15 protein-coding genes are annotated in these 13,962 nt (G+C 57.8%); 5 read left to right on the forward strand and 10 right to left on the reverse strand.

The window, feature by feature from the left end:
* Positions 1–73 precede the first annotated feature (73 nt).
* The 4 genes from AC3D24_RS15575 (at position 74) to ppa (ending at position 4,277) form a co-directional block, all read left to right on the forward strand.
* Positions 74–451 carry a hypothetical protein gene (locus AC3D24_RS15575; RefSeq protein WP_489032022.1) on the forward strand — a complete coding sequence of 126 codons (378 nt, stop codon included), beginning with the start codon at positions 74–76 and terminating at the stop codon, positions 449–451.
* Positions 452–851: 400 nt separating this feature from the next.
* Positions 852–3,077, forward strand: coding sequence for a histidine kinase dimerization/phosphoacceptor domain -containing protein (locus AC3D24_RS15580; RefSeq protein ID WP_489032024.1), 2,226 nt, complete (start codon positions 852–854; stop codon positions 3,075–3,077).
* Between the two features lie 199 nt (positions 3,078–3,276).
* Positions 3,277–3,615 (forward strand): response regulator, encoded by a 339-nt coding sequence (locus AC3D24_RS15585; protein ID WP_489032026.1) that lies wholly within the window; start codon positions 3,277–3,279, stop codon positions 3,613–3,615.
* Between the two features lie 80 nt (positions 3,616–3,695).
* Positions 3,696–4,277 carry an inorganic diphosphatase gene (gene ppa / locus AC3D24_RS15590; protein ID WP_489032028.1) on the forward strand — a complete coding sequence of 194 codons (582 nt, stop codon included), beginning with the start codon at positions 3,696–3,698 and terminating at the stop codon, positions 4,275–4,277.
* Positions 4,278–4,765: 488 nt separating this feature from the next.
* Here ppa and AC3D24_RS15595 read toward each other — a convergent pair whose 3' ends face one another.
* From AC3D24_RS15595 to AC3D24_RS15640, 10 genes are all read right to left on the reverse strand, one after another.
* Positions 4,766–5,317, reverse strand: coding sequence for a hypothetical protein (locus AC3D24_RS15595; protein ID WP_489032030.1), 552 nt, complete (start codon positions 5,315–5,317; stop codon positions 4,766–4,768).
* A gap of 128 nt (positions 5,318–5,445) precedes the next feature.
* Positions 5,446–5,688: a hypothetical protein gene (locus AC3D24_RS15600; protein ID WP_489032032.1), complete on the reverse strand. Its 243-nt coding sequence runs from the start codon at positions 5,686–5,688 to the stop codon at positions 5,446–5,448.
* Between the two features lie 1,175 nt (positions 5,689–6,863).
* Complete coding sequence (locus tag AC3D24_RS15605; RefSeq protein WP_489032033.1) at positions 6,864–7,364, reverse strand: Ros/MucR family transcriptional regulator; 501 nt, start codon at positions 7,362–7,364, stop codon at positions 6,864–6,866.
* A 268-nt stretch (positions 7,365–7,632) separates the two neighbouring features.
* The gene (locus AC3D24_RS15610; RefSeq protein WP_489032035.1) at positions 7,633–7,941 is read right to left on the reverse strand and encodes a hypothetical protein; all 309 of its coding nucleotides are present in this window, start codon (positions 7,939–7,941) and stop codon (positions 7,633–7,635) included.
* A 169-nt stretch (positions 7,942–8,110) separates the two neighbouring features.
* Positions 8,111–8,305, reverse strand: a complete 195-nt coding sequence (locus AC3D24_RS15615; RefSeq protein ID WP_489032037.1) for a hypothetical protein — start codon at positions 8,303–8,305, stop codon at positions 8,111–8,113.
* 708 nt (positions 8,306–9,013) lie between these two features.
* Positions 9,014–9,214 carry a hypothetical protein gene (locus AC3D24_RS15620; protein WP_489032039.1) on the reverse strand — a complete coding sequence of 67 codons (201 nt, stop codon included), beginning with the start codon at positions 9,212–9,214 and terminating at the stop codon, positions 9,014–9,016.
* Between the two features lie 31 nt (positions 9,215–9,245).
* The gene (locus AC3D24_RS15625) at positions 9,246–9,437 is read right to left on the reverse strand and encodes a hypothetical protein (protein ID WP_489032041.1); all 192 of its coding nucleotides are present in this window, start codon (positions 9,435–9,437) and stop codon (positions 9,246–9,248) included.
* Positions 9,438–9,764: 327 nt separating this feature from the next.
* The gene (locus tag AC3D24_RS15630; RefSeq protein ID WP_489032043.1) at positions 9,765–10,151 is read right to left on the reverse strand and encodes a type II toxin-antitoxin system VapC family toxin; all 387 of its coding nucleotides are present in this window, start codon (positions 10,149–10,151) and stop codon (positions 9,765–9,767) included.
* 1 nt (position 10,152) lies between these two features.
* The gene (locus AC3D24_RS15635) at positions 10,153–10,494 is read right to left on the reverse strand and encodes an AbrB/MazE/SpoVT family DNA-binding domain-containing protein (protein WP_489032045.1); all 342 of its coding nucleotides are present in this window, start codon (positions 10,492–10,494) and stop codon (positions 10,153–10,155) included.
* Between the two features lie 168 nt (positions 10,495–10,662).
* On the reverse strand, positions 10,663–11,325 hold the full coding sequence (locus AC3D24_RS15640) for a recombinase family protein (protein WP_056015377.1): 663 nt from the start codon (positions 11,323–11,325) through the stop codon (positions 10,663–10,665).
* 185 nt (positions 11,326–11,510) lie between these two features.
* Here AC3D24_RS15640 and recD2 point away from each other — a divergent pair, with 185 nt between their 5' ends.
* Positions 11,511–13,712, forward strand: coding sequence for an SF1B family DNA helicase RecD2 (gene recD2, locus AC3D24_RS15645; RefSeq protein WP_489032047.1), 2,202 nt, complete (start codon positions 11,511–11,513; stop codon positions 13,710–13,712).
* Positions 13,713–13,962 lie beyond the last annotated feature (250 nt).

Consider the following 13,962-nt stretch of genomic DNA (forward strand, 5'->3'; position numbering starts at 1 on the left):
CGGAAAACCGACAAAGACTGGTGCGTCTTACAAGGCGCCCATCACTCTCCCCGTATGTATGGGGGAATTAACAGTGACCAAGACGCTCGATATGCCGGGCGGGCGTCCCCGCATACTAACGTCGACCACCACCACCAAAATGGCGCAGCGAATGCTGCATTCCTCGCGTGTTATCGCGGACATTCTTCCGGCCGGCTTCTACAGTTCTCCCGGACTGGACATTCTTCTGGCACTGCATCTCGCCGAGGAAAGTGCACAATATCCAAGCGCCAGCGAGATGTGCCCTCCTGGCAGCGCCTCGCCGGCTGTCACGCTGCGTTGGGTGAATGCACTCGTCAGCTATGGCCTCGTTGAGCAGCATGATGATCTGCTAGCTCTGTCCACCGACGGTCATGCGACAGTGATCAGACTGATGGAAGCTGTCTTTGCGGCTCAGCGAGCGCTGGACTGATCAATCAGATTTGAACGTTCGTCGAGCATCGCCAAGGCGGTCTCAACGTAGATCGCCACGACGGGATCACACCTTTCGGCCTCAGCCAATGCGCTTACCAACTGGGATCGGAGCTGAATGCGGTCGCAATTCTGGGGCTGTTCCGCGCTCATTGCGGCAGAGTAGACGGGTTTGGCCCTTCAACCAACCTTTGATCTCACCTCCGTTATGCGCGGGCTGGATGTCCATAATAGCAAACAGCAATCGCGCCGAATTGCCCGTGTTGCGAAGGTGCTGATTTTCGAACGTCTCGAATGTTCCCCGTTTTGCGACAGCGGGACTGAAACGGTCTCTGCCTGATCGTCATCTCTGCATCGCAGCGTCCACGATCGAATGACCGCACCGCCGCTCTATAGCGTTATTGGACGATGCGCTGGGTCTGCGAGCTTGGCCGTTGGAAACCAAGGCTTTAAGCTTCCACGTGATGACCATTCCGCTACAGCCGAACAACGTCGGAGCCGACGTTTCTGAATGCGATCGCGAGCCGATCCACATACCAGGCAGCATCCAGCCACACGGCTTGCTGCTGATCGCCACACAAAGCGATCTGCGCATCGTCGGCGGAGCAGGGCGGCTTGACCAGCAGTTCGGGCAAGACTGGCTCGGAAAGGATGTCACAACGCTTTTAGGAGAAGCAGCAAGCGACGCCCTGGCGGCCGCTACAAAGTCTTCCTGCTCGCTTGGTGCGATTCCGAATCTGGAAGGGCGAGGCACCGCCCGCCAGACTGGCGATCTCTGGCTGATCGAGCTTGAACCGGCAGAGCAAAAGTCCGCTGACGACGTGCTGAGCTGGATCGACGAGGTAGGGATCAGCTTCGAACGGGCCAGTGGGTTGATCGAGCTATGCGAACGCGCGGTCGAGAGCTTCAGAAGCCTTACCGGCTTCGACCGCGTTATGATCTACCGGTTCCTGGATGACGATTCCGGCGTCGTCATTGCCGAGGACGTCGCCGACGGGCTCACGACCTATCACAACCACCATTTCCCTGCGTCTGACATTCCCCAGCAGGCGCGAGCGCTTTACCTCCGCAACCGGGTCCGCGTCATTCCCGATGTAGGCTATCAGCCTGAGCTGATCCGGCCGGCAACGCTCGCAGGCGTGGACCTCAGCGACGTCGAGCTTCGCAGCGTCTCACCGATCCACATCCAGTATCTCAAGAACATGGGAGTCGCAGCCTCGGCTTCGATCTCCATCGTCAAGGACGGTATGTTCTGGGGGCTGGTCGCATGCCACCACATGAGCCCACGCAACCTTGGGCCAGCAACGCGGCGTGCGGCATCGCTGGTTGCAGCGGGTCTGGCCAGGCAGATCAATGCCAAGGAACAGGCGGAGGACTATCGCGAGCGGTTGCGGGTCCGCGCCGATGAAGATGCCATCGCCGCACGTCTGGCGGAAGAGGTTGATCCAGAACAGTTGTTCAGGACGGCGTCGGGTGATCTGCGCCGAATGTTCGAAGCCGATGCCTTTGCCATCCTCCATGGCGGGGCGCTCTACGAAGATGGAGCTTGCCCCGATCGGGATGATATCCGCGAGATCGCTAAATGGGTTCGTCAGCAAGGGCCGGCTCCCTTCCACAGTGACAGCCTTGCGGAAGATTTCCCCGCCGCCTCATCCTACAGGGAGCGAGCAAGCGGCCTCCTGGCTATTACTCTGTCATCGAAAGTGCCAACCGTTCTCCTCTGGTTCCGTGCGGAAAAGCGCAAAGTCGTGGAATGGGCAGGCAATCCGCACAAGGCGGTTAACCTGAGCCCAGGCGAAAAGCTGACGCCGCGGGCTTCGTTCGAGGCGTGGAGCGAGGAGGTACGAGGGCGCGCGCGTCCTTGGTCACACGCAGAAACGGAAGCCGCGCGTCGTTTGATGGGGCGACTTTACGATGCTCGCCAGAACCGTCGCATTCGCGATCTCGCCGACGATCTCAACGTTGCTGTGGCAGACAAGGACCGGCTGATTGCCCAGCAGGAAACTCTGCTCAAAGAGGTGAACCACAGGGTCCAGAACAGCCTTCAACTCGTCATGGCGTTTCTGGCGCTTCAGGCCAGATCGAGCGAGGATCCCGCGCTAGGTGCTCACCTCGGCGAAGCGCAACGCCGTCTGTCAGCCGTCGCGCTGGTCCATCGCCGGTTATACAGCGACGACAACGTGCAGTCAGTCGACCTGTCGCGTTACCTTGCGGACCTAGTCGCGGACGTGAAGGCGTCGATGGGCCCCGAATGGGCCAACCAACTCACCCTCGATCTCGCTCCGATCACAATCGCGGCCGACGACGCCGTGCAGGTCGGTCTCGTTCTCGTGGAACTCGTCATCAATGCGCAGAAATATGCCTATGGCGGTCAATCTGGTCCAATCTTCATTAATCTTGAGCGCCATCGAACGCGCTTCCGGTTGATCGTCGCGGACAAGGGGCGTGGCAAGACCGGAACGCGCAAAGGATTTGGCACAAGAATGCTGGATGCGATGGTGAAGCGGCTGAACGGCGTTCTTGAGGAAGGCGACAACAATCCCGGCGTAAGGACTCTACTCACGGCACCGATCTCACTACCGCGTTCAGCCGTTAACGAGCAGGCCCGAGAAGATACGGCCTCATAGCAGCTGATTGAGCTACCTTGCGCTGGGTGAGTTGCACCACACCCTCGCTAAGGCGCTGACTTTCAAGTGTAAATGTAGCTGCTTTGCGTTTGCATACGGCCGGGTGTCCGATTCAACCAGGCAGAGCAAGATCGCTCGGGCCCGAACTGCCTCCCAGTACGTTAACTTAAATCACTGCGGAGTTAGACTGATCTGTCACGTGCTCATCATCGAAGACGACCCGTTCGTAGCTATGCACCTGTCGATGCTGGCCGAGGACGCGGGCGCCACGTCAATTGGCACTGCTGACACCGAGGCCGATGCTGTCCTGGCAGCCCAGGAACAGCGTCCTGATGTGATCCTGTCAGACGTTCGTCTGATTGAAGGAACCGGACCAAGGGCAGTCGCGCGCATCTACAGTGATTGCGGCCCCATACCAGTCATCTTCGTCACCGGAACACCCGAAGAATGCGAGCCATGCCACTATGCTGCGGCGGTACTGATCAAGCCTGTGAACGATCGGGCGCTGATTACGGCCTTCACGAAGATAGCTCCTTAGATCACAGCGCTAACAGGCACTGGCTACCAACGTTTGTCGACCGATACTGACAACGACTGAAAACAGGACTAGAGGTTTCCATGCGCATCGATCTCATACCAGTAGGTAAGACCCCGCCTGATGACCTCAACGTTGTTATTGAGGTGCCGACCGGTGGCGAACCGATAAAATATGAATTCGATAAAGCGTCCGGCGCGTTGTTCGTGGACCGCATCCTACACACGCCGATGCGTTACCCTGCTAATTACGGCTTCGTGCCGCACACGCTGTCGCCAGACGGTGATCCTCTCGACGCGCTCGTCATTGCTCGCTCGCCGTTTATCCCAGGCTGTGTCGTTCGCGCCAGGCCAATTGCGGTATTGAACTTAGAGGATGAAGCGGGCGGCGACGAGAAGCTCGTGTGCGTACCGGTGAATTCAGTGTTTCCTTATTATTCGAATGTTGCCAGTCGCGCTGACATGCCGGAAATCGTGTTTGAACAGATCGAGCATTTCTTTACCCACTATAAGGATCTCGAAAAGAAGAAGTGGGTTCGCGTCGGCAAGTGGGGCGACGCAGATGAGGCACGTCAAATTACGCTGGAAGCGATCGAACGTTATGAAAATGCCAAGCGCGCCGGCCTCGAACCAATGGACGCGGACGAGGTCGCTGGCCGAAAATGAGCAGACGATAAATCAGGTGCTGACATATTATTACAGTATTGCTTGCTTTTATGGCACGTGCCAAGATAGTTTCAGGTGCAAAGAAAACTATTAGATAGATACTCGATGACGAGAAATTCCGCCTTATAGTATTCCTTTCAGTGAACTAGCATTCTTAATAAATACGATTGCTAGCAATATTTAAGGCTTTGGTCAGAAGATATTACGGGTGATCGTTGCTACAGTGACGAAGGGCGACACGTGTTAAGCCTGTTCGATTCCGCGATATCCTGCTTGTCGTGCACTAGTGCTGGCAATCAAGATTTTCCACGTTCGCAGTGAGTTTCAGCAGATAGGCGAGGCGGGGCCAGTTTTCTGAAAAGGGATCGAGAAATAGACTTCCAGTTCGCCGGCAGAGAAAGGTAAGCTTTAATGCTTACGCCCCGTTGCGAAAGGGTCCTTTTTTTGCAAAGGTTCTAAGTGATCAATTTCGGCACGCCCAAAGCTTGTCATGGAACCGAGATCGGCCCCTGCACCGTGATGGGAAATTGCGAGATCACTGCATTCGCTAGTTTTACACTTATCGCCGCGATGGAGCCCGCCTCCGTCCCTGCGACTTGGGCGGTGAGAGCACTGCCTGACCAGACGAGTTGGTCGTCGCTACGGCGACGCACCTTGATGTCTAATCGTGTTATAATGAGGTTGTGAAGATTCATCTTTTTTGAAGGTAGCGTTAGCCGAACACCCCCGCCCCAGTTGCCGATGTTGCCAGCGGGCTTTGCCTCGACACCGTCGGCAGTAACAGACCCGCGTTGCTGCTGGCTAACCTCAACACTGGCAATGTAGCGACTGTGGGTGCCGCGGGGGAGAACAAGGAAGTTAGCATTCCCCAACGCATTTCCGGTCGCTCTGATAAACGGGTCATCATCAGCAGCCTCGCCGCGATCTTCCCAGGCGGGATCTTTACCGCTCAGGTCTACTGTGACTGTACCTGCTTTAGGTGGCTCAATGGCTCCGGGAGGCGCCTGCAAGATTGCGACGGCCGTCGCCAGTATCAACATATTCGTCCCTTTGTGGGTCCGTCATTGATTGCGGAACTTCGACGACAACAATTTAGCTAGCAAGAATATCCGCTATCAATGGACGCTGTCGATCTACAGTCCAAAAAATTTCGTGACCGATGAAAGAGTCATAATTTTTCATCAACAAAGAAGGGGCCGCTGACGGGCAGGAAGCGCGCCGCTTTTGCTAAACTCAGGTTAATGCCTGCCTGCCGTAATTTAGAGGGTTGGCCGACACCAAAAGCTATTCCGACGTCACACTGATATATTTGATGGGAACCCGACTCGGAGTCAAACACTTCCATCTTCAGAATATTTCTTAGGAGACGAGAAATGCGCATTCTGACTTCGATCGCTGCTATTTCCCTCATCATCCCAAGCGTAGCTATGGCTCAGACTGGCGGTACGTCCGGTGGCGCCGGGGGCACGACATCCGGCGGCACTATGGGAAGTTCTACTACCGGCGGCAGCATGGGCGGCGGCCAGATGGGGACGTCAGGTTCGATGGGCCAATCGGGAGCCTCGACAAGCGGTTCCAGCACAGCCAGCAAGAACACGACCCGTTCGTCACGCGGCAAGTCGTCGAAAAGCCGCACGCGCGGTACGTCGGGAGCCGGCAGCACAATGAGCGGCACCAGCACCATGGGTACCGATAGCACGGGCGGTAGCATGGGCGGCACGTCGACCACGGGTTCAATGGATGGTACCGGGACAGACACCTCCACAACTGGCGGCACAATGAGTGGATCCGGAACGACAGGCTCGCCCCCCAGCGGCGGTACGACGCCGAACTGACACAGCCTAACGACTGTCCAAGCAGGTCGGGCGAGCGATCGTCCGGCCTTTTTGTTTGCTCGACGCGTTGACGATATGTCAGGTTACGTGGCGTTGCATGTCATTGCCGAGCGGGGCGCAGCACGTCCCCATCTCGACAATGCAGAAATCACTAACTTTGTATCAGGTCCAAATGCCTGAAAACTATGCGTTTCGAGATGCACAATTCCGATACATTCATTATCGACAGTTTGGAGAACGGTTTGCTGCCAGTTTCGCGGTGCGTACTTGGGGTCTGCATTTCCGATTGTGATTTGGAACACAGCGCTGTTTTCTCGGTTCTATTCCTGCTTGCAGCGTCCCGTCCGTTCGGGGGGATTGGCGGTGAAAGCTCGCAATGCCCTGCCGGGCCGACGACCGGCAGGGCATTTAAACTCAAAGAGACCGGGAACCGAATTTTGCGTGCGAGGTTGTTACATTAGACCGGCGAGTTACCCCCCTACTTAGTCGGTCTTCAAAGCGCCCCGCTGCTTCCCGCAGCGGGGCATTTTGTTATTTAGCTGTTATGACGAGCCATTTCCTAAGTCTCGTTCTTATCCCACAATCAATCAAGCGTGGGGGGATAGCAGCAATATTGTCGTCTAATTAACCTCAATCAGGGCGGCAACGGTACGCTGCGTATCGCCAGCAGCAAACCGCCGCCTGCGAGTTGGAAACTCCCCTGAACAACAGACCGGCCGCTGGCTTCCAACTTTGAAGGCCAGCCCCGACATTATTCCGTTGCGTCGTCGGCTTTGCGCTTGCGCAACGCTGGCTTTGCAGCCTCTTGCGTAGCAGCGTCCGTCTGAGCAGGCTTACGGCCCAGGCCAATCTTTTTCGCCATAGCGCGTCGGCTTTCCGAATATGTCGCAGCGACCATCGGATAATCAGCCTTAAGGTTGTAGCGCTCGCGATATTCCGCGGGCGTCATGCCGTTGGTTGCAAGATGACGGCGCAGGGTCTTGTATGATTTGCCGTCGATCATGCTGATGATGTGATCTGGGCTCGCAAGGGACTTCCTGGCTGTAACCGCGCCGGCATATTCCTTCGCCTTTTCGGCAGGAGCTTCCGAAGCCTGCGAACCACCGACAAGCGACTGAACGCTGGCGTGCATCTGCGACAGGAATGCTGGAACGTTATCGGCAGACGTACGGGTGTTTGGGTTGCTGAGCCAAGCAATCGTCAACTCGGTGGCGAGTTCGACAGCGTTAGGCTGATAGGTATCGTCAATCATAAAAGGCTCCATGTGGCTGGCGAACCTGTATACTAAAGCCACCATGGCGGACGACGCAAAATTGTTCAGGGAGCGTGCGGAGGCGGAGCGCTTGGAGGCAAGCGCATCGGTATTACCTAATGTTCGAGATCGTGCGCTGCGCTCTGCTGAACGCTGGGACGAAATGGCTCGCCGTGCGGAGCGGACTCAAGCGTTGTCTGTGGGACGAAAGGGATGATCCGTAACCTCATGCAAATGTGAGCTCACAATCATACTGCTCAATCGACTTTCAACTTGGGTAGATCACCACGGCGTTAAATGCGGTCACACCTGTTTCGGCACGAAGCTTTTCCATCTCGCGCATCATCGTTAAAAGGTTACGGCCTGCAGCCTCCGACATTGCCCTCATGCCTTCTCCGGTTCGGCACTGGGGAGCGCCTTCCATTATAACCGCCAAAGCGGTGATTAGCGCGTCACATACTTCTGCCGAACGGATGTAAGCGGTTGTCGTACCGTCAATCTCGACCAGCGAGGTCTCGGCAATCGCCTTCAATACCGCCGACGCTACCCTGCCCTGATACTCGTCATTCGATTCCATTGGGCCATTCCGTAAAAGCTCGCCAACGTGCGATCTGCCGGCCTCCCATGCACAGGTAGCTGCGGTGATGATCTAGGGCCAAGTGCGCCAAGTCGAGCAAGTGCTATGCGCGCGCGTTGCCCCAGCCAGTAGGGCTTGTTGCATCAAACCAACGGCTCAAATCGGAATCTCAGTCCGGCGATGACTGACTCGTCTTTTCTGACCGGTCCTCCACAACAACGCCGACATGGAGGTCGTCGGCCCTTGGGGAGCCAACGGAGCTGGTAACCTCCTGCCCGTCCATCGAGACCTCAAGCTGGCCGGTCACGCCGATCTCATCGAGTGCTGACTGGATAACAGCCGCTACGTCTTTGGCATTTGCCATGGGATTGTCTCTTGTGATCGGCGGATCTGATGTTCACCCCACCATGTACGCCACGAGATAGCATGATCCATTAGGAATCGCGATCGCAGCTTGCGCTGAAAAATCGGCTTGCCGATGTCGGGGCTAGTTGGCCATGTTCTATCACCGGTAACGTCACAGCGCGGTGCGGCACAGAATCCCGCAAACGAAGCGTGGCCGGAAGGCCCGAATGGCTGCAACTGGCGCTAGCAGTCCAAGGGCCGGGCAAGCAGCGGCGCGTACAGCAGCTCGCCAGGCTGAGGGTACCCTAATTGCATGCTCGTGCGTTCCTGTAAGGCAGTAAAGGAAAGAAGCATGAGTCCAACACGCATTCCTGGCAACGAACCAGACCCCGGCGATATGTCCACGGAGCCAGGCTTCGGAACGCCGAGCGATAACCCGGCGGAACATGACCTGCCTGACGATGATGCCGACAAGCTTGGGGACTTCGCCTAGCGCACGCGTGACGGTTTGTGGGCGACTGCGAAAGGTTAGCTTGAGGAAGCCTCGCGGCGCTGCTGCCGTTTCCTCAAAGGAGCGCGGAGTAAGAAGTCAGGGAGGGCAGGGGCCTTGAACTAAACGAACAGGCCTTTCCCGGAAACTCGTAGCCTGACATGGAGAAATGGGACCGCACGGCAGCCCCATTCCCGCGCGACGATCGCGGCCTTCACACCGTAAATCGTTCGCTCGTTAGTCGGTTTCGCTTGTACCGCTACCGTCGTTGGTCGACTTCCATTTGCCCTCTGCGACCTCGTCATTATCGGTGTCGGTGTCGGTGTCGATCGCATTTTCGTAGGCAGAGCTCTCATCTGCAACGCCTGCATCAAGGCTCTTTTCAGCTGTTTCCTGGAAACCCTCCAGGCTTGGATCGGACGGTTTGTTGTCAGTCATGGCCTGCTCCCTGCGGTGGTTAGGTTTTTGATCAGCGGCTATTCGGCGCCTTCATCGGTATCCATGTCATTGCGACCCGCCTTCGCGAGATCCTCAACCTTATGGTCGCCGCTAGTCTTACCGGTCCGGTCTGGTCGCCGGTCGTCGTTCCAGTAGGGTTCTGCTTCTTCACGTCGTCGGCGGGGCTCGCGCCCTCGTCGGAGTTCGGTTCGCTGTCGCTCATGATCCGCTCCTTTGTGCAAGACCAATAACGCGCGGCGGGGGCGGGCAGGGCCCAATCCATTGTCCTATCCCACATCAACTTCTGGGCACTCCGCTGATGGTTGCCTTAGGGCAACTGGCTAAACGGCATGACCCGTGACGTGGCGCTCGCGTCAGCGGGCAAGCTTGTCGCTAATATTCTGGATTTCGCGACAGTTGAGGTAACCGCCGGCTTCCAGATGCTTGATCGTCGCATAACTCGGTTGCAGAACGAACCAGTTCCAAAACACATTTGCGACGCTTAGTTTGGGGTTAAATACCGCTGGGCACGGCGAGGCAGGATAGGCGGTTAGCGGATATGCTCCACCTTAAGCCCTTTGACCTTTACCTTTTTCCATTCCCGGTCGGCGGTAAGCGCGGGAACACCAAGCTGCATCGCGAGCGCTAGACAGGAACGATCGCCGAGGCCGCGCCCAAACTCCTTCGTCTGTGTGTGCAGGCCAGCGGCCACATACGCCGCCTCCACGTCGTGGGAACGTACATCGAGACGAAGCTCGTCCAAGATTTCGCGGACGGTAGCCGCGTCCAAACCACTAAGCAGGAGCTCCTTGATGACCTCCTGTATATTCACGGCCGAGATCGCTGCTCGCCCGATGTGCGGCGTGACCTTGTCAGCGCCTGGCTCATCCCGAACCAGCGCCAGCACCGCAGAAGCATCCGTTACAACAGATGTCATGCTAGATTTCCCTGCGGCTCCGGATGGGCGGCTCGCCTGCCTCCGCGATAGCCTCCGCCTTACGGTCAGACAGAAAGTCGTCGATTGTTCGGGTCTGCTTGGCATGCTCTCGATAAAGCGCTTGCGCCCGAGAAACCCCGTGACCGATCGGCGACAGGCGGACCTGATCGTCCTCAACCGTCAAGATGACCTTCGCATCTCCATGGATGCCCATCGCTTTGCGAACCGATGCAGGCAGAATCATACGACCATTACTGGCCACTTTAACGTCTATGGATTGCGTAGCCATGGCGGCGCCTCCCCCTTGCTGCTTAATTAGATCGTATGTCACTTCACCCAACATGACACAACGCCTGTTTTTGGCAGCAGGTCACACCTATCAGGTCGGCTACGTTATTCTGGGTATACCCTAAGTGGGCATGGGCTTTGGTACACAAAACCTGTTCAATCAGGGTCGGTAGCAGCTAAAATGGACACCTCATTATGAGGGTCTAGAGTCTGCCTGAACACATTAGCGATGCGCTACTGACTCAGCCGCCCGGATCGCTGCATCAGCCTCTGCCTGTAGACGGCGATCACGAGCAATCTTGGCGAGCAGCGTTCGACTGCACCCAGTCGCATCCATTATATCGCGCCAGCTTCGGCCATCGCGGAGAAGGCTCGAGATCGCCGCGTTGCGGGTCTTGTTCTCGGGGCGTCCCTTATAAAGGCCCGCTGCCTTGGCTTTCGCAGTGCCTTCGGCCTGTCGACGACGGCGATCCTCATAGTCCTTGCGGGCAACCGCGGCGAGTACGTCCAGCATCATGGCGTTGACCGCTGCGAACATTCGGCCGGTGAACTCATCGGTCGGTGCCGTCAGGATCCAGGACGTCGGCAGGTCGAGCGCGACGATCCGGACCTGCTTGGTGTCGAGCAGATTGCGCAGCTTGATCCAGTCCGGTGAGGTCAGGCGAGAAAGCCGATCAACCTGCTCGACCAGGAGCACGTCTCCCGGCTCGCAATCCGATAGCAGGCGGAACAGCTCGGGCCGATGAAGCTTGGCACCACTTTCGTTTTCGACATAGCGGGCCGCAATCCTAAGCCCGTGCTCCGTCGCAAACACGTCGAGGGCACTTTTGGCGCGCGACGCATCCTGTTCGGAGGTAGATGCGCGAAGATAGGCTCGGATGAACATGCCGCAGTCTGCTATATGTGGTACTTATTAGTCCAGTCCTTTTTACGCAGTCAGGACGGTAATAAAGTACCAGTGTTTGGGGGGTCTGCGAAAGGCATACCTAAACCGCACCATGCTAGTATCAGTGGAATAGCCCGTGAGAGGGCGAGACGGTCGAAACTGGAATATGCACTATATCAGACGACATGGTCACCGCGCCCACGCATCAATCCGGCAGGACAACGTCTGGGCCACATCACGCGACGATTGGCGGTTCGGTCGAACGGGTGACGTTTCATAACGCGGACACAGGGTTTTGCGTCCTGCGGGTAAAGGTGAGGGGGCAGCGCGATCTGGTGACACTGGTCGGCCACGCTGCGGCGATCGGTGCCGGCGAATATGTCGAAGCAACCGGGGTCTGGCTCAACGATCGCAATCATGGCTTGCAGTTCAAGGCAGACCAGGTCGAGGCAACGGTACCGACTACGCTGAAGGGGCTGGAGAAGTATCTCGGCTCGGGCATGATTAAGGGGATCGGTCCGGTCTATGCCGCCAAGCTCGTGGCGGCGTTCGAGCATGACGTGTTCGAGGTCATCGAGCATGCACCCGAACGGCTGCGGGAGGTGACCGGCATCGGGCCAGTGCGGGAAGCCAAGATCATTCGCGGCTGGAGCGACCAGCGAGTGATCCGGGAGATCATCGTCTGGCTCTACGGCCACGGGGTAAGCTCGGCACGCGCCGTCAGGATCTTCAAGACCTATGGCGATCAGGCGATCGCTGTCATCAAAGCCGACCCGTATCAGCTGGCACGCGACATCACTGGGATCGGCTTCAAAACCGCCGACGCGATCGCCTTCAGCATCGGCTACGGCAAGGAGGATCCCAGACGCGTCCGTGCTGGTGTCAGCCATGCGCTGACCAGCGCCATGGACGATGGCCATTGCGGGCTGCCGCGTGACGATCTGCTGCGGTCAGGCGCAAAGCTCCTTGAAGTTGCCGAACCATTGATCGCACGTGCCCTCGAGGGAGAGCTTGCAGCCGGTGAGGTCATCGCTGGCAAGACCGAGGGTCGTGAGGTTATGTTCCTGGCTGGGCTCTACCGCGCCGAACAGGTGATCGCCGATCGTCTGCTGCGATTGCGCCAAGGCCTGCTGCCCTGGCCTGCGATCGATGCCGAACGCTCCATCCCCTGGGTGGAGGGCAAGACCGGCCTGAACCTGTCCGCAAGCCAGCGCGATGCGGTACGTCTGGCCCTCCTGTCCAAGACCTGCGTGATCACCGGCGGGCCGGGTGTTGGCAAGACGACGCTGGTTAATTCGATCCTGAAGATCCTGGCGGCAAAGCAGGTGACGATGGCACTTGCCGCACCAACGGGTCGGGCAGCCAAGCGACTTGCCGAGTCCAGCGGCATGGAGGCTATGACCTTGCACCGCCTGCTCGAGACAGACCCCGCAGAGGGCGGTTTCAAGCGCAACGATGATAACCCCCTCGACTGCCAGCTGCTGGTCATCGACGAGGCCAGCATGGTCGATGTCATGCTTATGCATGCCACGCTAAAGGCGCTACCGGCAGGCGCAGCGCTGCTTTTGGTCGGTGACGTTGATCAATTGCCATCGGTCGGTGCCGGGCAGGTGCTTAAAGACGTCATCGGCAGTGCAGCCGTGCCCGTCGTACGGCTGACCGAGGTGTTTCGTCAGGCGGCAACCAGCCGCATCATTATCAATGCCCACCGCATCAATGCCGGCGAGATGCCGGACCTCACTGCGCGTCGGGAAGGCGACTTCTTCTTCATCGAGGCTGAGGAACCTGGTGACGTCGCCGACAAGGTGGTCGATCTCGTGTCCCGACATATTCCACGCCGTCTCGGGTTTGAACCTGCCCGCGACATCCAGGTGCTGGGACCGATGCAGCGGGGAGGGGCGGGGGCGCGGGCATTGAACACGCTACTTCAGCAGCGCATCAATCCGCCGACTGATCAGTTCGTCGAGCGGTTCGGCCACCGCTATGGGGTCGGCGATAAGGTCATGCATATCGTCAACGATCGCGAGCGTGACATCTATAACGGTGATCTCGGCGTGGTGACCGGTGTCGACCACTCCGAGGCTGAATTGACGGCGCTATTCGGCCACACAGAGGCGACCTTCGACTTTGGTGAACTCGATGCACTCCAGCTCGCCTATGCCACCACGATCCACAAGTCGCAGGGATCGGAATATCCTGTCGTCGTTCTGCCCCTGACCATGCAAGCGTACACCATGTTGGGGCGCGAGCTGATTTACACCGCCGTCACGCGTGCGAGAAAGCTGTTGGTGATCGTTGGCTCACGCAAGGCGCTTTCGATTGCCGTCAAACGACGCCAGCCGAGGCGATGGTCGCTGTTGAGAGAGCGGCTGGCGAAGCTTATCTGACAAGCATCGTTAGGCCACGCTGATCGGTCAACGTCAAAGCAGACCTTCTGCTTTCAAAAGTGATGGAGAGCGGCCTGTCCGCTATCGGACGAGCGTCGCAAGAAAGCGGACGTTCGTTCAGGCGACAAAGTTGGAGGCTTGGATGCCCGCCGGTGGTGGAAAGCGGGCCGTTCGCTTCAGGTCACCGGTCGCAAGAAGCAGACATTTGTTCAGTCGGCGGGGTAGGGATCTAAAACATCCGCGTACGGCA

This window comes from Sphingomonas sp. SL1004, assembly GCF_057815015.1.

Bases quoted from the DNA above. Each gene is read 5' to 3' on its own strand.
- AC3D24_RS15640 (WP_056015377.1), bottom strand. From the start codon at position 11,325: ATGTTCATCCGAGCCTATCTTCGCGCATCTACCTCCGAACAGGATGCG.
- recD2 (WP_489032047.1), top strand. From the start codon at position 11,511: ATGGTCACCGCGCCCACGCATCAATCCGGCAGGACAACGTCTGGGCCA.
- AC3D24_RS15630 (WP_489032043.1), bottom strand. From the start codon at position 10,151: ATGACATCTGTTGTAACGGATGCTTCTGCGGTGCTGGCGCTGGTTCGG.
- AC3D24_RS15635 (WP_489032045.1), bottom strand. From the start codon at position 10,494: ATGTTGGGTGAAGTGACATACGATCTAATTAAGCAGCAAGGGGGAGGC.
- AC3D24_RS15615 (WP_489032037.1), bottom strand. From the start codon at position 8,305: ATGGCAAATGCCAAAGACGTAGCGGCTGTTATCCAGTCAGCACTCGAT.
- AC3D24_RS15605 (WP_489032033.1), bottom strand. From the start codon at position 7,364: ATGATTGACGATACCTATCAGCCTAACGCTGTCGAACTCGCCACCGAG.
- AC3D24_RS15610 (WP_489032035.1), bottom strand. From the start codon at position 7,941: ATGGAATCGAATGACGAGTATCAGGGCAGGGTAGCGTCGGCGGTATTG.
- AC3D24_RS15595 (WP_489032030.1), bottom strand. From the start codon at position 5,317: ATGTTGATACTGGCGACGGCCGTCGCAATCTTGCAGGCGCCTCCCGGA.
- ppa (WP_489032028.1), top strand. From the start codon at position 3,696: ATGCGCATCGATCTCATACCAGTAGGTAAGACCCCGCCTGATGACCTC.
- AC3D24_RS15625 (WP_489032041.1), bottom strand. From the start codon at position 9,437: ATGAGCGACAGCGAACCGAACTCCGACGAGGGCGCGAGCCCCGCCGAC.
- AC3D24_RS15600 (WP_489032032.1), bottom strand. From the start codon at position 5,688: ATGAGGGAAATAGCAGCGATCGAAGTCAGAATGCGCATTTCTCGTCTC.
- AC3D24_RS15620 (WP_489032039.1), bottom strand. From the start codon at position 9,214: ATGACTGACAACAAACCGTCCGATCCAAGCCTGGAGGGTTTCCAGGAA.